The organism is Vibrio kyushuensis, assembly GCF_050337325.1.
Lineage (GTDB): Bacteria > Pseudomonadota > Gammaproteobacteria > Enterobacterales > Vibrionaceae > Vibrio > Vibrio kyushuensis.
This window is the reverse complement of sequence record NZ_JAKJSV010000014.1, coordinates 67,267-89,795: the sequence shown is the minus strand read 5'-3', so window position 1 is coordinate 89,795 and position 22,529 is coordinate 67,267. Positions and strand designations below refer to the sequence as shown.

Below are 22,529 nucleotides of genomic sequence, written 5' to 3'. Positions count from 1 at the left end.
TTGCTAGAGCCAAGGCTCGAAAGGCTGAGCAGAGTACCGCTGGAGAAGCTGTTACACCTGAACCAACTAACTCAAGCGAAGACGACCCTAAAAAAGCCGCTGTCGCCGCTGCTATTGCTAGAGCCAAAGCTCGTAAGGCAAAGCAGAGCAAAGCTGAAGAATCCGTTAACTCTGAACCGGCTAACTCTAGCGAAAACGACCCTAAAAAAGCCGCTGTCGCCGCTGCCATTGCTAGAGCTAAAGCTCGCAAGGCTGAGCAGAGCAAAGCTGAAGAGTCCGTTAAATCTGAACCGGCTAACTCTAGCGAAGACGATCCTAAAAAAGCAGCTGTCGCCGCTGCCATTGCCAGAGCTAAAGCTCGTAAGGCAGAGCAGAGCAAAGCTGAAGAGTCCATTAAACCTGAACCGGCTAACTCTAGCGAAGACGACCCTAAAAAAGCCGCTGTCGCCGCTGCCATTGCCAGAGCCAAAGCTCGTAAAGCACAAAAAGAGCTGATACCGAATGAACAAAATAATTCTGAGGAGAAACAGTAGTGGCCTTTTTTATCGCCAGCTCCCCACATACGCATAGCAAAAAAAGCACCCCAGATTTAATGAAGTGGGTAATGCTCGCGGCGCTACCCGGCCTTGTGGCACAAACTTACTTCTTTGGTTGGGGCACTATTATCCAGCTATTGCTTGCTCTCATTGTTGCCGTCCTACTTGAAACAGCGGTCTTGCTGATTAGAAAGCGCCACCCTTTGTCTGCTTTACGTGATTACAGTGCGTTAGTCACAGCTTGGTTGCTTGCTGTTGCTATCCCACCCTATTCACCATGGTGGATCATCGTTATCGGTCTCATCTTCGCGATTATTATTGCAAAGCATCTCTATGGCGGTATCGGGCAAAACATCTTCAACCCTGCCATGGTGGCCTATGTTGTACTACTCATTTCCTTTCCAGTACAAATGACCTCGTGGATTACACCTGTAGAGTTAAACCAAGATCCTGTTTACTTTATCGATGCATTTTCACTTATATTTAGCGGTTTTAACCATGAAGGATTGTCTCTCGCCCAGATTCGTACGGGTATCGATGGCGTGACTATGGCAACACCTTTAGACGCTTTTAAGACAGCGCTTCATTCGGGTAGCACTGCATCAGAAGCAATGAAGCAGCCTCAATTTCATGGCTTTGCTGGGATTGGTTGGGAGTGGGTAAATCTTGCCTATCTCGCTGGCGGTTTACTGCTTATAAAACTCAAAGTTATTGACTGGCATATTCCAGTCTCATTCTTAGCCAGTTTGATTATCGTGAGTAGCTTCTTCTTCATGATAACTCCAGGAGAAACGGCAAGCCCAATTCTTCATATACTGTCGGGAGCAACCATGCTCGGGGCATTTTTCATTGCCACCGACCCTGTATCAGCCTCTACAACAGTGAAGGGACGTATCGTTTTCGGTGCCTTCATTGGGTTCTTAGTCTTCGTCATCCGTAGCTGGGGCGGCTTCCCAGACGGTATCGCATTCGCAATATTACTGTCTAATATGTGCGTACCTATGATCGACTACTACACCAAACCACGTACCTATGGGCATTAAGGAAAATTATGTTAGCGGCGATTCGTAAAAACGGACTGACACTGGCAATTTTTGCCTGCGCAACAACAGGGCTCGTTGCAGTGACTCACCACCTGACGAAAGATACCATTCGTCAGCAAGAAAAAATTCAGCTACTCACTATTTTGAATCAAGTGATCCCGGAATCACTCCATGATAACGATCTATATCAATCGTGTAGCTTGGTCACTCATTCAGCCCTTGGTACGAATGATCCAATGCCAGCCTATTTTGCTACATTAAATGGGCAACCTAGTGCTATTGCCATTGAAGCTATTGCTCCTGATGGTTATAACGGTGCTATAAAAGTGATTGTTGGTATTAACCAGCAAGGGAACATTACAGGTACACGTGTTTTATCTCATCAAGAGACACCGGGACTTGGCGATAAAATTGACCTACGTATTAGCGATTGGATCTTAGGCTTTGTCGGAAAAACAGTGACTGATACGAATCAAGATATTTGGAAAGTCCGTAAAGATGGTGGTCAATTTGATCAGTTTACTGGTGCAACGATAACGCCTAGAGCGGTTGTGGGCGCAGTTAAAAATGCAGTTTCTTTTGTCAATGAGAACCATCAACAACTCACCAGCCAAGCATTCAACTGTGGAGGTTCTAATGAGTGATCATAAAGAGCTAATGAAAAATGGCCTTTGGGATAACAACCCCGCCCTCGTTCAATTGCTTGGGCTTTGTCCATTATTGGCAGTCTCTTCGACCGTCACAAATGCATTAGGGCTGGGTATTGCAACACTATTGGTGCTTGTAGGCTCAAACGTAGCGGTCTCTTTACTTAGAGAATACGTCCATAAAGAGATTCGTATTCCTGTCTTCGTTATGATCATTGCCTCTCTAGTTACTTGTGTTCAGTTACTCATGAACGCCTATACCTACGGTTTATATTTGTCTCTGGGCATTTTTATTCCACTGATTGTGACTAACTGCGTGATCATTGGCCGAGCTGAAGCTTTTGCATCTAAAAACAGTGTTCTTCCCTCGGCTTTAGATGGTCTGTGGATGGGGCTTGGGATGACAGCCGTTCTAGTTTTACTAGGCGCAATACGTGAAGTGCTTGGTAACGGTACACTGTTTGATGGTGCGGATATTTTATTAGGTTCTTGGGCTCAATCACTTCGAATTGAAATATTCCAGTTCGATAATAGCTTTTTATTAGCACTTCTTCCTCCTGGTGCTTTTATTGGTGTGGGTTTCATCATTGCGATAAAAAACGTCATCGATTCACAAATGGCATCTCGCAAACCTAAAGCGAAAAAAGCGGCCATCGAGCGAGCACGAGTTACAAACTAATGCCTGTGATGCCATTAATTAAGATGTAAGCGAAACTAAAATGAATAACGAAAAGCGCGCAGAAATTTTAACTCGCCTTAGGGACGATAACCCTAATCCTCAAACCGAGCTTAACTGGGATACCCCTTTTGAGCTTTTGATTGCCGTATTATTATCTGCTCAAGCGACTGATGTCAGCGTAAACAAAGCAACAGATAAGCTCTACCCTATTGCGAATACGCCACAAGCGATCCTCGACTTGGGTGTAGATGGTGTGAAAAAGTACATCAAAACCATCGGGCTGTTTAATTCAAAAGCTGAAAATGTCATCAAGACCTGCCGAATGCTGGTTGAGCTGCACAATAGTGAAATCCCTGAGAATCGTGAAGCGCTTGAGGCCCTTCCTGGTGTTGGGCGTAAAACGGCCAACGTTGTTCTCAACACCGCTTTTGGTTGGCCTACAATCGCTGTTGATACTCATATCTATCGTGTATCTAACCGAACCAAGTTTGCGATGGGAAAAACCGTCGATGATGTCGAGAAAAAACTCCTTAAAGTTGTTCCAAAAGAATTTAAAGTTGATGTACACCACTGGCTTATCTTACATGGTCGCTACACCTGTATAGCCAGAAAACCACGTTGTGGTAGCTGTATGATCGAAGATCTCTGCGAATTTAAAGAAAAAATATACCCAGAAAGCTAGGAGCCCACTATGTCAAACGGAAGAATTCTTCACACGATGCTACGTGTTGGAGACTTAGATAAATCCATTGAGTTCTACACAAAAGTTATGGGGATGACCCTGCTTAGAACCAATGAAAACAAAGAGTATGAATACACACTGGCATTCGTCGGCTATGGTGACGAATCGCAAGGCTCAGTTATCGAACTAACCTACAATTGGGGAACCAGTGACTATGAGCTAGGTAATGCCTTTGGTCATATCGCAATTGGAGCTGACGATATATACACGACTTGTGAAGCAATAAGAGCGGCAGGTGGTGTTATTACTCGTGAACCAGGTCCAGTCAAAGGTGGAACCACTGAGATTGCTTTTGTTAAAGACCCAGATGGCTACATGATTGAACTTATTCAAAGTAAAAGTGCATCTGAAGGATTAGGCAGCTAATCTTTGAGACTCATACCCAATTAGGTGACCTAGCGTTGCCTTTTTATTAATTTAGTGATAGTAATGGTTCTCATTTGCATTTAATCAAAAGAGAAACAATCATGAGTGTGAGAGAGTGGGAAGAACATACACTGCTTGCTGACGTAGCCATGCAGCAAAGTGATCACCTAAGAAGTATTCTTCACTACCAACAAGCCTTAACCATAAGTGACCAGCTGACACATGTCGAAGATATAGAAATTGAAGAGCGACTTATTGTGTCTGTCATCTCCTGCCATAACATGGCAAAATTTTGGCGAACAATAGGCGATGAAAAATATGAGCTAAAGTATTTGCAACTCGCTTCAGAGAAAGTACTTTCCCTTGTTCCTCAGTGTGCAAATAGTCAGTGTGAATCGTATATCGACTCATTAGGTTGCTGCAAAAAAGCGTTGATTGAATTTCTCAAGCGTCACCCAAACCCTTACATCGCAAAACAAGTTAGTCACCTAGACTCGGCAACTAACTGTAATCTCATTTCAATGTTTAAGCTGAACTAACTAGTTAGACTTACCGCTATACCTGTGTTCGTCCTAGCGAGATAACCACACGGCGGTTCTTATCTTTTCCGATAGGAGACGAGTTATCGGCAACTGGGCGACGCTTACCGTAGCCTTGCACTTCAATTCTGTCTTCAGGCAAGCCAAGAGATTCAAAGTAATCACGTAAAACCTCGGCTCTTTGCTCGGATAGGTTTTGACTGACACTTCGGCTATCAACGGAGTCCGTGTATGTTGAAACCAGAACTAAATCGATATCTTGGTTGTGTCGAATGTACTCTGCTATTTGAGCTAAACGTTTTCGAGACGCCTTATTTAACTGAACACTACTACGATCATAATGCAAAATAGTAAACGCGATATCTTCGAAGCTGTAAGGCAATAAGTTGGCGATACAGTCACTAAATACATTGTATTTTTGTTGGAATAGCACTGATGATAACGCAACTTCAATACGCTGATCACGGCTTTGCCAATCTTGATAACTGAAAGTCGGGTAACGCCCCTTTTCTAGTTCGCCTAATATCCCCCAAGCTGTTTGACCTCCAATGTAGCCGTCAAACTGTTTAAAGAACTTAATGTTGGTGATGCGTTCTGCACTCTCTCCCGGACGCCATGATGGTGGCAAAGAAACAAGACTAACATTCCTTGTCTCCCCCATTGGACGACGCATTTTCAACTCAAAATCTAGAATGATTTTTTTACTTGCTCTTGATGAGAACTCCGCATCCCCATAGTTTGGGATTGGATGAACTAAACGACACTCTAAAGGCGTATTCGCAATCATCTGCCATGTAGACTGTATGGGCGTAGCAACATAACGTTTATCCAAGGCAAAAGCCGTTGGAGAAACCATTACATTTGTCATTAATACAGCGCTAATCGCGGCCCATTTCTTCATATTTACTGTTCTCTTCATACTACTGAGCAACGGCGATTGATTGCCGTTGTAATTTCCTTCTCCAAAGAATGCAAAATTCTAGCCAGTTATCACAGTAAATTCCGTTTCATTCTTAGATTCTTCGGTTTTGCTCAATGCAAGAATCTGCAATAATGCACGGCTTGTTCATCCAACTAAAATAATTATGACTGTAGAAAATGAAACATTAACTCTCAATAAACGCTTTCGCGGATATTTCCCCGTGGTCATTGATGTCGAAACTGCAGGCTTTAATTCTGAAACAGATGCGCTATTAGAAATCTGTGCAATAACATTGAAAATGGATGAACACGGTGATCTTCAACCTGCTTCAACTATTCACTTCCATATTGAACCATTTGAAGGTGCAAACCTTGAGAAAGCTGCACTTGAGTTTAATGGAATTATAGACCCTTTCAGCCCGTTAAGAGGCGCAGTGTCTGAAGAGCATGCATTAAAAGAAATCTACAAGCTAGTCCGCAAAGAGCAAAAAGATGCAAATTGCAGCCGCGCAATTATCGTCGCTCATAACGCTACTTTTGATCATAATTTTGTTATGGCTGCGAGCGAACGTAGCAAGTTAAAAAGAGTCCCATTCCACCCTTTTGCAACTTTTGATACCGCCGCATTAAGTGGCCTTGCTTATGGCCAGACCGTTCTAGCCAAAGCTTGTAAAACTGCAGGGATGGATTTCGACAACAAAGAAGCCCACTCAGCGCTATACGATACCGAAAAAACCGCCGAGCTTTTTTGTGGCATCGTTAATAAATGGAAAGCCCTAGGCGGCTGGCCACTTGTTGACAATAATAATTAAAAACAAACACAACTAACCGAGAAAACTATGAATCCTGTTGTAATTTCTGTCTGTATCATGTTGATACTCGCTTTGATGCGCGTGAATGTCGTTGTTGCTTTGACATTCAGTGCCATTGTTGGCGGTCTTGTATCTGGCATGAGTTTAAATGACGCAGTTTCTGCTTTCGAAAGTGGCTTGGGTGGCGGTGCAACTATTGCATTGAGTTACGCTATGCTAGGTACTTTCGCTGTTGCTATTTCTAAATCTGGTATTACTGACCTACTTGCACAAAACGTGATTAAGCGAATTAATGGCAAAGAGAACGGTACGGCTAGCACTGGACTAAAATACGCGGTACTTGCTTCGCTTATTTTGGTAACGATGTCATCACAAAATGTCATCCCCGTTCATATCGCCTTTATTCCAATTTTAATTCCACCTCTACTGGGCGTATTTGCAAAACTAAAGATGGACCGCCGTATGGTTGCGTGTGTTCTTACTTTTGGTCTTGTCACACCTTATATGATTCTTCCAATCGGCTTCGGTGGTATTTTCCTAAACAACATTTTGCTTAAGAATTTACATGATAACGGTCTAGAAGGTGTTGTTGCTTCTCAAGTTCCTACTGCAATGATTCTACCTGCGCTTGGCATGGTGTTTGGTCTATTGACGGCTATTTTAGTTAGTTATAGAAAGCCACGCGAATATAAAGAGACAGCACTAACTCACGTTAATGAAGAGCCTAAAAGCATTCATATGAAGAGTATTTTGGTCGCTTGTGTTGGTATCGTTGTTGCCCTAGCTGTACAGCTTTCGACTGGCTCTATGATCATCGGCGCTTTAGCTGGCTTTATGGTATTCACTTTTGGCGGCGTTATCGCTTGGAAAGAGACTCAAGACGTCTTTACTAAAGGCGTTCATATGATGGCTATGATCGGATTCATAATGATTGCTGCGGCTGGATTTGCAGCAGTAATGAAGCAGACAGGTGGCGTTGAATCGTTGGTTGAAGCTCTGTCTACAACTATCGGTGACAATAAACCACTCGCAGCATTATTAATGCTTGTTGTTGGCCTATTAGTAACAATGGGAATCGGCTCATCGTTCTCTACTATTCCAATTCTAGCGACGATTTACGTGCCATTAGCTGCTGCGTTTGGTTTCTCACCAATGGCAACCATTGCATTAGTCGGTACAGCAGCTGCGCTTGGTGACGCCGGCTCGCCAGCTTCTGATTCAACATTAGGTCCAACATCGGGACTGAATGCTGACGGTCAGCATGAGCATATTTGGGAAACGGTAGTACCTACATTTATTCACTACAACATCCCACTGATTATTTTTGGCTGGATCGCCGCGATGGTTCTTTAAGGATAAAAACTATCACTAAAAGTATCAGGCACAAAAAAACCGAGCTTAATCGCTCGGTTTTTTATTAGGGTTTGATTAGTTTACCAACCGGTAACTTCACGTAGACCTTTACCAATCTCAGCTAGAGATTTAACAGTCTTAACGCCCGCAGCTTCAAGAGCTGCAAACTTATCTTCAGCAGTACCTTTACCACCAGAGATGATTGCGCCAGCGTGGCCCATACGTTTACCTGGAGGAGCAGTTACACCTGCGATGTAAGAAACAACAGGCTTAGTAACATTCGCTTTAATGTAATCTGCCGCTTCTTCTTCTGCTGTACCACCTATTTCACCAATCATTACAATTGCTTCAGTTTCAGGGTCTTCTTGGAACAACTTCAAGATATCAATAAAGTTTGAACCTGGGATTGGGTCGCCACCAATACCGACACAAGTCGATTGGCCGAAACCTTCATCAGTAGTTTGCTTAACCGCTTCATAAGTCAGTGTACCTGAACGAGATACGATACCAACTTTACCCTTCTTATGAATGTGACCTGGCATAATACCAATTTTACACTCATCAGGAGTAATAACACCCGGACAGTTAGGGCCGATCATGCGAACGCCAGTTTCATCTAGCTTCACTTTGACATCAACCATATCTGTTGTAGGGATGCCTTCTGTAATCGTAACAATCAGCTCGATGCCAGCATCAATTGCTTCTAAGATTGCATCTTTACAGAAAGGTGCAGGTACGTAGATAACAGTCGCTGTAGCGCCTGTTGCTTCAACTGCATCGCGAACAGTGTTGAATACTGGTAGGCCTAGGTGAACTTGACCACCTTTACCAGGAGAAACACCACCAACCATTTGAGTACCATAAGCAATTGCTTGCTCAGAGTGGAAAGTACCTTGTCCACCAGTGAAACCCTGACAGATTACTTTAGTGTCTTTGTTAATTAGTACAGACATTATTTAGCCTCCGCAGCAGCAACAACTTTTTGAGCAGCATCTGTAAGAGACACAGCAGCAATGATATCAACATCAGAATTAGCAAGAACTTCACGACCAAGGTCAGCGTTAGTGCCTTCTAAACGAACAACAACCGGTACTTCAACACCGACTTCTTTAACCGCGCCGATAATGCCTTCTGCGATCATGTCACAACGAACGATACCACCAAAGATGTTTACCAGTACCGCTTTAACATTGTCATCCGATAGGATGATCTTAAATGCTTCAGCTACACGCTCTTTTGTTGCGCCGCCCCCTACATCAAGGAAGTTAGCAGGCTTACCACCGTGCAGGTTTACAATATCCATTGTACCCATCGCAAGGCCCGCACCATTAACCATACAACCGACGTTTCCGTCTAGAGCTACATAGTTTAGTTCCCACTGAGCAGCATGCGCTTCACGCTCATCTTCTTGAGAAGGATCGTGCATTTCACGTAGTTTTGGCTGACGGTACATTGCGTTTGAGTCAATGTTAATCTTGCCGTCAAGACAAAGAAGGTCACCTTCTTTCGTTACGACAAGTGGATTAATCTCTAACAAAGCAAGGTCGTACTGAGCAAACATGTTACCAAGACCTAAGAAGATCTTAACGAACTGTTTGATTTGATCGCCTTTAAGACCTAATTTGAACGCTAGTTCGCGACCTTGATACGACTGAGGGCCAACTAGTGGATCAATCGCAGCTTGATGGATAAGCTCAGGTGTCTCTTCAGCAATCTTTTCAATATCCACACCACCTTCAGTCGATGCCATGAAAACGATACGACGAGTCGCACGATCAACAACTGCACCTAGGTACAATTCATTGTCAATGTTAGATGCTTCTTCAACAAGGATCTTAGTTACAGGCTGACCCTTTGCATCTGTTTGAAACGTTACTAGGTTTTTACCAAGCCATTTTTGAGCAAACTCTTTAACACCTTCTTTTGTGTCATGCAGTTCAACACCACCTGCTTTACCACGGCCACCCGCATGTACCTGACACTTAACGACTTTCTTTTCTGTGCTGATACGGCCAGCCGCTTCAAAAGCTTCTTGGGCTGTATCACAGGCGAAGCCTTCTGGTACAGGCAAACCGAATTCTGCAAACAGCTGTTTGGCTTGATATTCATGCAAATTCATTGTGTATTTCCATTTGTTTATCCCTTAAGGGATTTATTATTTCCATAACGCCGCTGTGTGATGCGAAACGTCTGTAGGGTCTTCTCATTAAAACGCTATTTACTTGGGCATAAATAGAGACTTAAATGAAGGCCAGACCGTTGAGCTAGCCTAGCCGTTTAAATTTTATCAGTCGAGTTAACAAGGCTAACTCGACTTTTTAGCGATACTAAACGTCTAATAGCAGACGTGCAGGATCTTCTAGTAGCTCTTTAATGGTCACTAAGAAGCCAACTGATTCACGACCATCAACCAAACGGTGATCGTAAGATAGCGCTAGGTACATCATAGGTAGAATCTCTACCTTTCCATCAACCGCCATTGGACGATCTTGGATTTTATGCATACCCAAGATAGCCGATTGAGGTGGGTTAATGATTGGTGTCGACATAAGTGAACCGAATACGCCACCATTAGTGATAGTAAAATTACCACCAATTAGCTCTTCAACTTTTAGCTTACCGTCGCGACCTTTAATCGCTAACTCTTTGATACCTTTCTCGATATCTGCAAAGCCCAAAGTATCGCAGTCTTTTAGTACTGGCGTAACCAGTCCACGTGGCGTTGATACTGCCATGCTAATATCGAAATAGTTATGATAAACAATATCAGTACCATCGATGGAAGCATTAACTTCTGGGTAGCGTTTTAGCGCTTCCGTTACAGCTTTCACGTAGAAAGACATAAAGCCTAGACGAGTACCGTGACGTTTTTCAAACTGCTCTTGGTATTGCTTACGCAATTCCATAATAGGCTTCATATTAACTTCGTTGAACGTCGTTAACATAGCCGTACTGTTTTTCGCTTCCAACAGACGGTTAGCTACCGTTTTACGTAAGCGAGTCATTGGTACACGTTTTTGACTACGTGCCGCAGCAGGTGCTTCTTGTACAGGCGCTTCTGCTGTTGCAGGTGCTGATTTTGCAGCGGCAAGGTGCGCTTCAATATCTTCACGTGTGATTCGACCACCAACACCAGAACCTTTCACCTGAGAAGCTTCTAAATTGTGCTCCCCTAATAGGCGACGTACCGCAGGGCTAAGTGCGTCATTACTTTCTTCTGTTAATGATGCTTTGTGGCGTTTATCCGGTGAAGATTCAGTTTCATCCGTAGTATCAGCAGTTGGTTCACCAGCTACAGCACCCGGCTTTAACTTAGCGATCAACTGTTTTGACAGTACCGTAGCACCTTCTTCTTCGATAATTGCTTCTAAAACACCAGCTTCAGGAGCTGGAACTTCTAGAACAACTTTGTCTGTTTCAATATCAACGATAACTTCATCGCGAGCCACAGCTTCGCCTGGCTTTTTGTGCCATGTGGCGACTGTCGCATCTGCTACTGATTCAGGTAAGTCTGGAACCAGAATTTCAATAGTCATATTAGTGTCTTCCTTTTACTTCTAGTTCTTATTTCGAAACTTCGGGATTAATAGTCAAAGCATCTTCAACCAATGCTTTTTGCTGCTTCAAGTGCACCGACATATAGCCAACTGCTGGCGAAGCTGATGCTGGTCTACCTGTGTATCGTAATTTGCCGCCAGCAGGGATTGCGGCAAGGAAGTTATGTTGACTGCTATACCAAGCACCTTGGTTTTGCGGCTCTTCCTGGCACCAAACAAACTCTTTCGCATTCGAGTAAGCCGCAATCGCAGCCTGAACTTCTTCTAATGGGAAAGGATATAGCTGTTCAATACGTACGATAGCAATATCGTCTTGTTCGTTGTTTCTACGTTGCTCTAGTAAGTCGTAATAAACTTTACCTGAACAGAAAACAACCTGCTTAACGTTGCTCGCTTCTAAGTCATCAACCTCACCAATCGCGGCTTGGAATGTTCCTTCAGCCAAGTCTTCAAACGAAGAGGTACACAGAGGATGACGCAACAAAGATTTTGGTGACATTACGATCAGAGGACGACGCATAGGGCGTACTACCTGACGGCGAAGCATGTGATAAACCTGCGCAGGTGTAGATGGCACAACTATCTGCATGTTTTGCTCTGCACACATCTGTAAATAACGCTCCAAACGTGCAGATGAGTGTTCAGGGCCTTGACCTTCATAACCATGAGGAAGAAGCATTGTTAGGCCACACAAACGTGCCCACTTCTGCTCACCCGAAGAGATGAATTGGTCAATTACAACTTGAGCACCATTGGCAAAGTCACCAAATTGCGCTTCCCATAACGTTAATCCGCCAGGTTCAGCGGTTGCGTAACCATATTCAAAGGCAAGTACCGCAGCTTCTGAAAGCACCGAGTCATAGACTTGGAACGGACCTTGTTTGTCATGAATATTACTTAACGGAACGTAAGTGCTTGCATCAATTTGGTTGTGCAATACAGCATGACGGTGGAAGAATGTACCACGACCAGAATCTTGCCCTGATATACGAATACGTTTTCCATCATCCACTAAGGTAGCGTAGGCCATTGTTTCAGCCATACCCCAATCAACACGTTTCTCACCACTAACCATCGCAACGCGATCATTTACAAGCTTGTTAACACGGCTTTGAAGTTTATGGCTTTCTGGGTACTGACAAATGCGATTTCCAAGCTCTTTTAAGCGCTCAACATCGATCTTGCTGTCCCATTCCATATCCCAATCATGACCAAGATACGGTGACCAATCCACAGAGTGAAGAGCCATCGGACGCCACTCTTTCACAACAACTTCGCCATGGTCTAGAGCATCACGATAACCATTAACCAACTCGGTCGCTGTTTCAATATCAAACTCACCACGATCGATTAACACATCAGCGTAAAGCTTGCGTGGTGTCGGATGTTTCTTAATTTTTTGGTACATAAGAGGCTGAGTTGCATTCGGCTCATCAGCTTCGTTATGGCCGTGACGGCGATAACAAACGAGTTCGATTACCACATCACGTTTAAATTCATTTCGATAATCCAAAGCTAAACGAGCAACAAAAGCAACAGCCTCTGGATCATCTGCATTAACGTGGAAAATCGGTGCCTGAACCATCTTAGCGATATCAGTACAGTACATCGTTGAACGAGTGTCACGAGGGTTTGATGTTGTGAAACCAACTTGGTTGTTCACAACGATTCGGATTGTACCGCCAACACGGAAACCGCGTGTCTGAGACATGTTGAATGTCTCTTGTACTACACCTTGCCCTGCAATTGCTGAATCGCCATGCACGGTAATAGGAAGAACAACACTACCGTCTTTATCATTTAGACGGTCTTGACGTGCTCTTACTGACCCGATAACTACTGGGTTCACAATCTCTAGATGCGATGGGTTAAATGCCAATACTAAGTGAACATCGCCACCTGGTGTTGCGAAATCAGCAGAGAAACCTTGGTGATATTTAACATCACCAGTACCCCAAGTATCATCGTGTTTACCAGCGAATTCATCAAAAAGATCTTGTGGCTTTTTACCTAATACATTGACCAACATGTTAAGTCGGCCACGGTGAGCCATACCAACGACGACTTCACGCATTCCCTGACCACCAGCATGGCGTATCAGCTCTTTAGTCATTGGGATTAGCGCATCACCACCTTCAAGAGAGAATCGCTTCGCGCCCGGGAATTTAGCACCTAAGTAGCGCTCTAAACCTTCAGCAGCAGTTAGCTCTTCTAGAAAAGCTTGTTTCTCATCTCGATTAAAGGAAGGCTGACCAGAAACAGACTCTAAACGTTGTTGTATCCAACGTTTTTGCTCTGTATTCGTCATGTGCATGTATTCTGCACCGATAGATCCGCAATAGGTTTGCTTCAGTGCTTTATAGAGATCTCGAAGAACCATTGTCTCTTGCCCGATAGCAAAAGAACCAACGTTAAAGGTTTCATCAAAATCTTCTTCGGTAAGATTGTGGAACGAAGGGTCTAGGTCTGCAACAGCAGGCCTAATCCATAAACCAAGAGGGTCTAGGTTTGCAGCTTGATGCCCTCGAAAACGGAAAGCATTGATAAGCTGTAGTACTTTTACTTGTTTAACATCGACATCAGGATCACTAACTTGGACATTGTAATGCTTAGTCTCTTGAGCGAGTCGTCTGAAGTAGTCACGAACACGTGAATGCGGTTGTTCAACCACTTCTGAAGATTGCGTTGGCAGATCTTCAAATACACGTTTCCATTCCTCACTGACCAGATCGGGATCACTTAGATACGTTTCGTAGAGTTCCTCTACATAAGTTGCATTGGCGCCAGCCAAGTGTGAAGACTCGAGCCATGCCTTCATCACGCCGTTCTGCATATTTTCCCTTAACCAGTAGTTTTCACGTTTGCGTCGGTCGAGCCGAGCCAGTATTCGTCGCCCTATTACAGGGCGACAATCTCATCATTTAAACCGAGCGATTCACTAACATGGTCTTAATGTGACCAATAGCTTTCGTCGGATTTAATCCCTTAGGACAAACACTTACACAATTCATGATGCCATGGCAACGAAAAACGCTAAATGCATCATCAAGATTAGATAAACGTTCATCTGTCGCTGTATCACGGCTATCAATTAACCAACGATATGCAGCTAGTAGCCCAGCAGGTCCAATAAACTTATCTGGATTCCACCAAAATGACGGACAAGATGTTGTACAACATGCACACATAATGCACTCATACAAACCATCTAAATGTGCGCGTTCATCTGGGCTTTGTAAGTTCTCGCGTGATGGTGGTAAAGCATCGTCCGACACCAAGAATGGTTTAACTTTAGAGTAGTTATCGTAAAACTGCGTCATATCTACGATTAAATCTCTAACAACAGGTAAACCCGGTAGTGGTCTAATCACGATTGTGCTTTGATCCATCAGAGCGGATAAAGGTGTGATACATGCCAAACCATTCTTACCGTTCATGTTAAGTCCATCAGAACCACAAACACCTTCACGACATGAACGTCTAAATGAGATGCTGTTATCTTGCTCTTTTAGCAAAATCAAAGCATCTAGCAACATCATGTCTGAGCCGTCATCAACCTCTAGCTCATAGTCCTTCATGTACGGTTTTTGATCCGTATCAGGATTATAACGGTACAAAGAGAAATTCAATTTCATAATCTGGTCCGCTCCTTAGTACGTACGAGCTTTAGGTGGGAATGCTTCACGATGGATCGGCTCCATATTTACACCACGTTTAGACATACTTTCTGTCTCAGGGTTATAAATAGAGTGGCATAGCCATTGTTCATCATCACGGTCAGGGAAATCGAATCGAGCATGAGCACCACGACTTTCTGTACGGAAGTTTGCCGCAACAGCGGTAGCAAATGCCGTTTCCATTAAGTTCTCTAACTCTAGACACTCAATACGTTGAGTGTTGAATTCTGTCGACTTATCCGACAAGTGAGCGTTACTCAAACGCTCCCTGATGACTTTAAGCTCGGCAAGACCTTTCGCCATAGCGTCGCCTTCACGGAAAACTGAGAAATTGTTTTGCATACACTGTTGAAGATCTTTACGAATAACCGCTGGATCTTCACCGTCGGTACTATTTTCCCAACGATTGTAACGTGCTAATGAGCGTGTAATATCTTCATCTGTTGCCGGTTTCGCTTCTTCTTGTTTCTTTAGCGTTTCACCTAGGTGAAGCCCTGTTGCTCGACCAAATACAACCAAATCAAGTAGTGAGTTACCACCTAGACGGTTTGCACCATGAACGGAAACAGAAGCAATCTCACCACAAGCAAACAAGCCTTGAACTTCAACATCAGCACCAGATTCGTCTTGCTTAATCGCTTGACCAGAGACTTGAGTTGGAACACCACCCATCATGTAGTGACAAGTAGGGATAACTGGAATAGGTTCTTTAACAGGATCAACGTGTGCAAATGTACGAGATAATTCACATACACCAGGTAAGCGAGACTCGAGAGTTTCTTTACCTAGGTGGTCTAGTTTAAGCTTAATGTGTGGTCCCCAAGGGCCATCGCAACCGCGACCTTCTCGAATCTCAATCATCATTGAACGGGCAACAACGTCACGGCCTGCTAAGTCTTTAGCATTTGGTGCATAACGCTCCATAAAACGTTCGCCGTCTTTATTAAGAAGATAACCACCTTCACCACGACAACCTTCAGTCACTAATACACCAGCGCCTGCGATACCTGTCGGGTGGAATTGCCACATCTCGATATCTTGCATTGGCACGCCAGCGCGAATTGCCATACCAACACCGTCACCAGTATTGATATGCGCATTAGTCGTTGAAGCGTAGATTCGACCTGCACCACCGGTTGCTAAAATCGTTGCTTTCGCTTTGAAGTAGCAAACTTCACCGGTTTCCATACATAGAGCGGTTGTACCTAATACGGCACCGTCTTCGTTTTTCACTAAATCAAGCGCATACCACTCCGAGTAAATCGTCGTCTTATGCTTAATGTTCTGTTGGTATAATGTATGAAGCAAGGCGTGACCAGTACGGTCAGCTGCTGCTGCAGTACGAGCAGCTTGCTCTCCACCAAAATTCTTTGATTGACCGCCAAAAGGACGCTGATAAATAGTGCCATCATCAAAACGAGAAAATGGTAAGCCCATTTTTTCTAATTCAATGACAGATTCAGGGCCATTTTTACACATGTACTCAATCGCATCCTGGTCTCCGATATAATCAGAGCCTTTGACCGTGTCGTACATGTGTTGTTCCCAATGATCTTCATGGGCATTGCCCAGTGCTACTGTAATGCCGCCTTGTGCAGAAACAGTATGAGAGCGAGTTGGAAACACTTTAGACAGCAAGGCACAAGATAGACCTTGCTCAGAAATTTGTAGTGCAGCGCGCATACCTGCACCACCAGCGCCAATTACTACGGCATCGAATTCACGAACTGGAATAGTCACTTACGCACCCCACAAAATTGAAAAACCAGAAAAGAAGTAACTCAATAGAGTGATTACAACTACGAATAGTAACCCTCCACGTAATTTTGAGCACTTAATATAGTCAGTTAGAACCTGCCATAAACCAATCCACGCATGAATCAACACTGATGTTAACGCTAGCATTGTGAATATTTTGGTAAATGCACTACCGAAGAATTGGGTCCAAGAGATATAAGAGATATCACCAGAGAACGCAAAAAAACTAACTAGGTAGACGGTATAAAGGGTCATAATAATGGCAGTGGCACGAATCAATAGAAAATCGTGCACCCCATTACGTCCGAATGACGAAACATGCTTTACCATACTAAGACTCCTGCAAGAAGTGATAGAACGGCAGTGGCAGCGAAAGCGACTTTAGCACTTAAAGCTCCAGTATCGAGTTCTTCAAAATAGCCAAAATCCATCATCAAATGACGGATGCCACCAACAATATGGTAGGCCAAGGCAGTAGCGATTCCCCACAAAATAAACTTCACAAAAAAGCCACTGACGAGGTCACTGGCTTCTTTGAATCCAAGCGGGGATTCGAGGGATAGAGACAATAGCCATAGTAATATTCCGATAGCAACAAACGTAATCACCCCAGCAACACGGTGCAGGATAGATGCGATTGCAGTTATTGGAAAGCTAACTGTCTGCAAATCTAAATTAACAGGTCTTGACTTTCTTTCATTCACGGGCTTGCTCACTCAGCTCCATTGAGCATTTATTGTTATTAACGAATCTCGTGCGAAAACCGACAAAAGTTAACATCAAAACAACAAAAAAGGTGATAATCGCACCAGTTAATTGTAAATAAAATGTTAACAGCAACACTAGAAAACCTACCTCTTAATTGTTTCCAGCCTTGAATTTATAAGGATTTCACCGAAAATTTCAGCTTAACTATACGACCGGCAACATTCTAATACAATTGATGTAACAATTTTTGCTACATAGAACAGACTTTTAACTTATTTGCTATAAAAAATTGCGTAAAGCGCACACATCGAAGGAGAAAAATTGACTTTGAAGGCGAAGACACGTAAAAAAATGCACATAAACATCCTGGATGGATTAATAATAAACAAAGGAGAATGTTATGGCGGATAAGAAAGCGACCCTTCACATTGAAGGTTTAGCGCCAATCGAGCTACCAATTATGGACGGGACTGTCGGCCCTGAAGTAATCGATGTTCGTAAACTTGGTTCAAATGGATATTTCACATTCGACCCTGGTTTTCTTGCCACTGCATCTTGTGAGTCTCAAATCACTTACATCGATGGTGACAAAGGTGTTCTATTACACCGCGGTTTCCCAATTGATCAATTAGCGAATAATGCAGACTACTTAGAAGTATGTTACATACTTCTTTATGGTGAAGCCCCAGATCGTGAGCAATACGAAGACTTTAAACGCACAGTAACACGCCATACTATGGTTCATGAGCAAATTGCTAGTTTCTACCACGGCTTTAGACGTGATGCTCACCCAATGGCTGTTATGTGTGGTGTTGTTGGCGCACTTGCGGCGTTCTACCATGATTCACTTGATGTAAATAACGATACGCACCGAGAAATCGCGGCTTATCGTCTATTGTCAAAAATGCCTACACTAGCGGCAATGTGTTACAAGTACTCAATTGGTCAACCGTTCATCTACCCAAGAAATGAACTGAGCTATGCTGAGAACTTCCTACACATGATGTTTGCAAACCCATGTGAAGAGTACGAAGTAAACCCTGTTGTTGCTCGCGCAATGGACAAGATCTTCACGCTACACGCGGATCACGAACAAAATGCTTCAACGTCAACGGTACGTCTAGCCGGTTCATCAGGTGCTAACCCATTTGCTTGTATCGCTGCGGGTATCGCATCTCTGTGGGGACCAGCTCACGGTGGTGCTAACGAAGCATGTCTACGTATGCTAGAAGAGATTGGCAGCCTAGATAATATTGAAGAGTATGTTGCAAAAGCGAAAGATAAAGACGATCCATTCCGCCTAATGGGCTTTGGTCACCGTGTTTATAAGAACTACGATCCTCGCGCAACGGTTATGCGTGAAGCATGTCACGACGTGCTTAAAGAGCTTAACATTGACGATCCACTGCTTGATGTTGCAATGGAGCTGGAACGCATTGCTCTTTCTGACGAATATTTCGTTGAGAAAAAACTGTATCCGAACGTAGACTTCTACTCAGGCATCATCCTGAAAGCGATTGGTATTCCTATTTCAATGTTTACCGTTATCTTCGCAATGTCTCGTACTGTTGGTTGGATAGCTCACTGGAGCGAAATGCACAGTGATCCAACAAACCGAATCGGGCGTCCTCGCCAACTGTATACTGGTCAAGAGAAACGTGATTTCCAACCTCTACATGAGCGTGACTAATTACTGTTTCGTTGTATTTATATAACGACCAACTTCAGTTAAATATAAAGAAAAAGCTTGCCTATTCGGCAAGCTTTTTTACTTTCTTTCAAATATAGCTCTTAGACGGGGTTATCAATATCAACAAAGATCACTTCAATCTGGTGTTCTTTTTCCAACCACTCTCCTAATGCTTTAATACCGTAGCGTTCTGTCGCATGATGGCCCGCCGAAAAGTAATGGATATCTTGCTCACGTGCGGTATAAGTCGTTCGCTCTGAAATCTCCCCTGATATAAAGGCATCTAATCCACTTTGCGCTGCTAACTCAATGTAATCTTGCCCTCCACCAGTACACCAACCAACCGTCTCAATCAACTTGTCAGCGTTATCAGGGGCAATGTGTAACGGAGTGCGATTTAGAACTTGAGTGATTTTTTGTGAAAGTTCTGAACCACTTATAGGCTTCTTTAAACGGCCATACATAGCAACAGACTGGGCATGACCTTCCAGGCCGCCTTCGACATCAATATTAAGTAATCTCGCCAATTCCGCGTTATTACCAAGCTCTGGGTGGATATCTAAGGGTAAGTGGTAGCCATATAAGTTTATGTCATTTTTAATTAGGCTACGAATGCGCTTACCTTTCATACCACGAATTGATTCAGGCTCACCTTTCCAGAAGTAGCCATGATGTACGATTAATGCATCAGCGTTTAGGTCAACCGCTTTATCGACAAGAGCTTGTGAGGCTGTAACACCTGTAACCACGCGTTTTATCTGCGCATTACCTTCAACTTGAAGACCGTTAGGGCAGTAATCTTTAATAAGCTGAGGCGATAGCTTGTTATTGAGGATTGTTTCCAGCTGAAGATTGTTCATTGTTCATTCCGAATAATTCTAGTTTGGCCAAAGTGTATACTTAACTCTGTTATGGGTACAATGGAAGCTTAGAGTGATAATCAGGATTAGGGATGAATCAACTTCAATACTTTTACCAATGGATTGCATCAACGCCTTCACTATTTGAACTGCGCCCTCCCTTTGTCGATTTTCGTCATCTAGAACCAATATCAGTCCCACCATTGGAACGATATGTGGGAAACCCTAGACTAGGGTTTCTTTATCAGCACTTATGTACAACGTTGATAGAAAATACACAGCGATATAGCATCGAGATTGATGAAGTTCAGATAAACGCATCGTCAGGTCAAACTCTAGGTGCTATCGATTTAATTCTTCGTAACCAAGAAATGAATCAGTTTGAGCATTGGGAAGTTGCAATAAAGTTCTATCTTCTTCATCAAGGTATTTGGTATGGGCCAAATGCGCAGGATCAGTTAGATAAGAAGCTTGATAGAATGTTATCGCACCAACTTAAAATGAGTAAAGTTGATGAATTTACGCAACATTACCCACATTTAGGCGCATTATTAGAGCATCTTCTTATTCAAGGGCGTTTGTACATAAACCCTTTTTCACCAGAAACAATTCCTAAAGAGTGCTTGGGATTTGAGCTAAACTCGTCTCAAATATCCGGATACTGGTGTTATCAACATCAGTGGGAGCAAATCCAGGAACCGTTATACGAATTAAAAAAACCATATTGGGCAACAGGTATCACCGACCACACAGATATCAATGAGTCTGATCACGTTATGAAAAAGCCGATAGACCGCTTCATTCATGCTCAAACAGTAAATGGTCAGTTTTGGTTTGTCGTTCCCGATACTTGGCCTAACTAGCATTCTCTATGCTAAACATTGCCTAGTTTGTCAGATACAAAAAAGGCGACCACTAGGTCGCCTCTTGTTAGTAGATCGCTTTACAAGCCTGCATCTGCAAATACTTGATTAACAATCTGTTGCGCTTCTGCTTCTATTTGGGCTAAGTGCTCTGCACCTTTAAAACTTTCACAGTAGATTTTATAAATATCTTCTGTGCCAGAAGGACGCGCAGCGAACCAACCATTTTCTGTCGTCACTTTAAGACCACCAATCGCGGCACCATTACCTGGGGCGTGTGTTAAACGAGCAGTGATTGGCTCACCTGCTAGCATCTCTGCAGATACCATTTCCGCTGACAGTTTCTTCAATATGTCTTTTTGTGGACCATTTGCTACAGCTTGGATACGGTTATACTTAGATGCGCCGTGCTTGGCTGCTAACTCTTCGTAATAATCCTGTGGGTTCTTACCAGTAACAGCAGTAATTTCAGCGGCAAGAAGACACAATAAGATGCCATCTTTGTCCGTTGACCACGGCGTTCCGTCCTTACGTAAGAAAGAGGCGCCCGCACTCTCTTCACCACCAAAGCCAAACTGACCGCTGTATAAGCCATCTACGAACCATTTAAAGCCAACAGGTACTTCGCACAGCTCGCGGCCTAAATCGGCAACGACACGGTCAATCAACGCACTAGAAACTAGCGTTTTACCAACAGCGACATCTTTACCCCAGCCTTCACGATTACGGTATAGATAATCAATACAAACAGCTAAGAAATGATTTGGATTCATTAGCCCTTTTGGCGTTACGATGCCATGGCGATCGTAATCAGGATCATTACCAAACGCTAAATCGTAATCATCTTTTAATTCTAGCAATCCAGCCATCGCGTATGGAGATGAGCAGTCCATGCGAACAACGCCATCTTTATCAAGCGACATAAACTGGAACGAAGGGTCAATAGCTTCGCTAACAAGCGTTAAATCAAGATCATACGCTTGACCAATCTGACGCCAGTAATCAATACCTGAACCACCCAGTGGATCGACGCCAATTTTAAGCCCAGACTTTTGAATCGCTTCCATATCGACTACGTTCACTAGATCGTCAATATATGGTTTAACCAAATCAAGCTCTACGAATAAGTCAGATGCCTTTGCTTGTGCAATTGGCAGACGTTTAACACCTTCAAGATTAAGGCTAATCAACTGATTAGCACGATCTTCAATTGCTTGTGTTAGCTCAGCCTCAGCCGGGCCACCGTGAGTTGGGTTGTATTTAATACCACCATCTTGCGGAGGATTATGAGATGGCGTAATCACGATACCGTCAGCTTTAGCATCATGCTTCAGATTATGAGTCAAGATAGCGTGTGATACACCTGGAGTCGGCGTATAACCGTTATTTTCCTGAGCAATGACTTTAACACCATTAGCTACAAGGACTTCGATTGCCGTCAGAAATGCAGGCTCAGAAAGTGCGTGAGTATCTTTACCTAGAAAGAGTGGGCCTGTTGTACCCGATTGTGCTCTTACTTCCGCAACCGCCTGAGCGATCGCTAAGATATGATTTTCGTTAAATGTTGATTTATCAGCCGAGCCACGGTGACCTGACGTACCAAACAGTACTTTTTGATCATCGTTTCCAGCGCTAGGCTGAAGTAAAAAATAATTTGAAACTAAAGCTGGAATGTTATGCAAATCTTGTTGTATTGCTTTTGTTCCTGCTCTTGGGTGCATAGCCATTAGTGACGTCCTTTCTTAGTAATTTTAAAACAATAAAAAAGCCTCACAATA

The 22,529-nt window shown here is 43.5% G+C and carries 21 protein-coding genes and 1 pseudogene; 11 read left to right on the top strand and 11 right to left on the bottom strand.

Going from position 1 to position 22,529, the window contains the following annotated elements; translation table 11 throughout:
* The 7 genes and pseudogenes from L4D20_RS22485 to L4D20_RS22455 form a co-directional block, all read left to right on the top strand.
* Positions 1-533 (top strand): annotated as a pseudogene (locus L4D20_RS22485) (electron transport complex subunit RsxC); the annotation flags it as partial.
* Positions 533-1,579, top strand: a complete 1,047-nt coding sequence (rsxD, locus tag L4D20_RS22480) for an electron transport complex subunit RsxD (protein ID WP_428803814.1) — start codon at positions 533-535, stop codon at positions 1,577-1,579. The pseudogene L4D20_RS22485 and the gene rsxD, both read left to right, overlap by 1 nt.
* Positions 1,580-1,587: 8 nt before the next feature.
* On the top strand, positions 1,588-2,223 hold the full coding sequence (rsxG, locus tag L4D20_RS22475; protein ID WP_428803813.1) for an electron transport complex subunit RsxG: 636 nt from the start codon (positions 1,588-1,590) through the stop codon (positions 2,221-2,223).
* Positions 2,216-2,905, top strand: a complete 690-nt coding sequence (locus L4D20_RS22470) for an electron transport complex subunit E (protein ID WP_428803812.1) — start codon at positions 2,216-2,218, stop codon at positions 2,903-2,905. Before rsxG ends, L4D20_RS22470 begins: the two co-directional genes overlap by 8 nt.
* Before the next feature lie 40 nt (positions 2,906-2,945).
* Complete coding sequence (gene nth, locus L4D20_RS22465) at positions 2,946-3,587, top strand: endonuclease III (protein ID WP_428803811.1); 642 nt, start codon at positions 2,946-2,948, stop codon at positions 3,585-3,587.
* Between the two features lie 9 nt (positions 3,588-3,596).
* Complete coding sequence (gene gloA, locus L4D20_RS22460) at positions 3,597-4,013, top strand: lactoylglutathione lyase (protein ID WP_428803810.1); 417 nt, start codon at positions 3,597-3,599, stop codon at positions 4,011-4,013.
* A 101-nt stretch (positions 4,014-4,114) separates the two neighbouring features.
* Positions 4,115-4,552: a DUF2753 family protein gene (locus L4D20_RS22455; RefSeq protein ID WP_428803809.1), complete on the top strand. Its 438-nt coding sequence runs from the start codon at positions 4,115-4,117 to the stop codon at positions 4,550-4,552.
* A 16-nt stretch (positions 4,553-4,568) separates the two neighbouring features.
* Here L4D20_RS22455 and motY read toward each other — a convergent pair whose 3' ends face one another.
* Positions 4,569-5,453 carry a flagellar protein MotY gene (gene motY / locus L4D20_RS22450; protein ID WP_428803808.1) on the bottom strand — a complete coding sequence of 295 codons (885 nt, stop codon included), beginning with the start codon at positions 5,451-5,453 and terminating at the stop codon, positions 4,569-4,571.
* A 184-nt stretch (positions 5,454-5,637) separates the two neighbouring features.
* On the opposite strand from motY, the gene rnt reads away from it, so the two are divergent.
* The gene (gene rnt / locus L4D20_RS22445; RefSeq protein ID WP_428803807.1) at positions 5,638-6,285 is read left to right on the top strand and encodes a ribonuclease T; all 648 of its coding nucleotides are present in this window, start codon (positions 5,638-5,640) and stop codon (positions 6,283-6,285) included.
* 27 nt (positions 6,286-6,312) lie between these two features.
* Positions 6,313-7,638 (top strand): Na+/H+ antiporter family protein, encoded by a 1,326-nt coding sequence (locus L4D20_RS22440; protein ID WP_428803806.1) that lies wholly within the window; start codon positions 6,313-6,315, stop codon positions 7,636-7,638.
* A gap of 80 nt (positions 7,639-7,718) precedes the next feature.
* On the opposite strand, the gene sucD is transcribed toward L4D20_RS22440, so the two are convergent.
* The 8 genes from sucD to sdhC all read right to left on the bottom strand — a co-directional run bounded on the left by sucD (position 7,719) and on the right by sdhC (position 17,346).
* Positions 7,719-8,591, bottom strand: coding sequence for a succinate--CoA ligase subunit alpha (gene sucD / locus L4D20_RS22435; protein WP_428803805.1), 873 nt, complete (start codon positions 8,589-8,591; stop codon positions 7,719-7,721).
* The gene (gene sucC / locus L4D20_RS22430) at positions 8,591-9,757 is read right to left on the bottom strand and encodes an ADP-forming succinate--CoA ligase subunit beta (protein ID WP_428803804.1); all 1,167 of its coding nucleotides are present in this window, start codon (positions 9,755-9,757) and stop codon (positions 8,591-8,593) included. The genes sucD and sucC overlap by 1 nt, the downstream gene beginning before the upstream one ends.
* 208 nt (positions 9,758-9,965) lie before the next feature.
* Positions 9,966-11,174 (bottom strand): 2-oxoglutarate dehydrogenase complex dihydrolipoyllysine-residue succinyltransferase, encoded by a 1,209-nt coding sequence (gene odhB / locus L4D20_RS22425; protein ID WP_428803803.1) that lies wholly within the window; start codon positions 11,172-11,174, stop codon positions 9,966-9,968.
* 28 nt (positions 11,175-11,202) lie between these two features.
* On the bottom strand, positions 11,203-14,028 hold the full coding sequence (gene sucA, locus L4D20_RS22420; RefSeq protein ID WP_428803802.1) for a 2-oxoglutarate dehydrogenase E1 component: 2,826 nt from the start codon (positions 14,026-14,028) through the stop codon (positions 11,203-11,205).
* Between the two features lie 88 nt (positions 14,029-14,116).
* Complete coding sequence (locus L4D20_RS22415; RefSeq protein WP_428803801.1) at positions 14,117-14,830, bottom strand: succinate dehydrogenase iron-sulfur subunit; 714 nt, start codon at positions 14,828-14,830, stop codon at positions 14,117-14,119.
* 15 nt (positions 14,831-14,845) lie between these two features.
* Complete coding sequence (gene sdhA, locus L4D20_RS22410) at positions 14,846-16,612, bottom strand: succinate dehydrogenase flavoprotein subunit (RefSeq protein WP_428803800.1); 1,767 nt, start codon at positions 16,610-16,612, stop codon at positions 14,846-14,848.
* Positions 16,613-16,960, bottom strand: coding sequence for a succinate dehydrogenase, hydrophobic membrane anchor protein (gene sdhD, locus L4D20_RS22405; protein ID WP_428803799.1), 348 nt, complete (start codon positions 16,958-16,960; stop codon positions 16,613-16,615).
* Positions 16,954-17,346: a succinate dehydrogenase cytochrome b556 subunit gene (sdhC, locus tag L4D20_RS22400; RefSeq protein WP_428803798.1), complete on the bottom strand. Its 393-nt coding sequence runs from the start codon at positions 17,344-17,346 to the stop codon at positions 16,954-16,956. Before sdhC ends, sdhD begins: the two co-directional genes overlap by 7 nt.
* A 392-nt stretch (positions 17,347-17,738) precedes the next feature.
* Here sdhC and L4D20_RS22395 point away from each other — a divergent pair, with 392 nt between their 5' ends.
* The gene (locus L4D20_RS22395; protein WP_428803797.1) at positions 17,739-19,028 is read left to right on the top strand and encodes a citrate synthase; all 1,290 of its coding nucleotides are present in this window, start codon (positions 17,739-17,741) and stop codon (positions 19,026-19,028) included.
* A 101-nt stretch (positions 19,029-19,129) separates the two neighbouring features.
* Here L4D20_RS22395 and L4D20_RS22390 read toward each other — a convergent pair whose 3' ends face one another.
* Positions 19,130-19,888, bottom strand: coding sequence for a Nif3-like dinuclear metal center hexameric protein (locus L4D20_RS22390; protein ID WP_428803796.1), 759 nt, complete (start codon positions 19,886-19,888; stop codon positions 19,130-19,132).
* Positions 19,889-19,980: 92 nt separating this feature from the next.
* Between L4D20_RS22390 and L4D20_RS22385 the strand changes: the two genes are divergently transcribed.
* The gene (locus L4D20_RS22385; RefSeq protein WP_428803795.1) at positions 19,981-20,751 is read left to right on the top strand and encodes a DUF1853 family protein; all 771 of its coding nucleotides are present in this window, start codon (positions 19,981-19,983) and stop codon (positions 20,749-20,751) included.
* A gap of 80 nt (positions 20,752-20,831) precedes the next feature.
* Here the strand turns inward: L4D20_RS22385 and pgm are convergent, their stop codons facing one another.
* On the bottom strand, positions 20,832-22,478 hold the full coding sequence (pgm, locus tag L4D20_RS22380) for a phosphoglucomutase (alpha-D-glucose-1,6-bisphosphate-dependent) (protein ID WP_428803794.1): 1,647 nt from the start codon (positions 22,476-22,478) through the stop codon (positions 20,832-20,834).
* Positions 22,479-22,529: the final 51 nt, after the last annotated feature.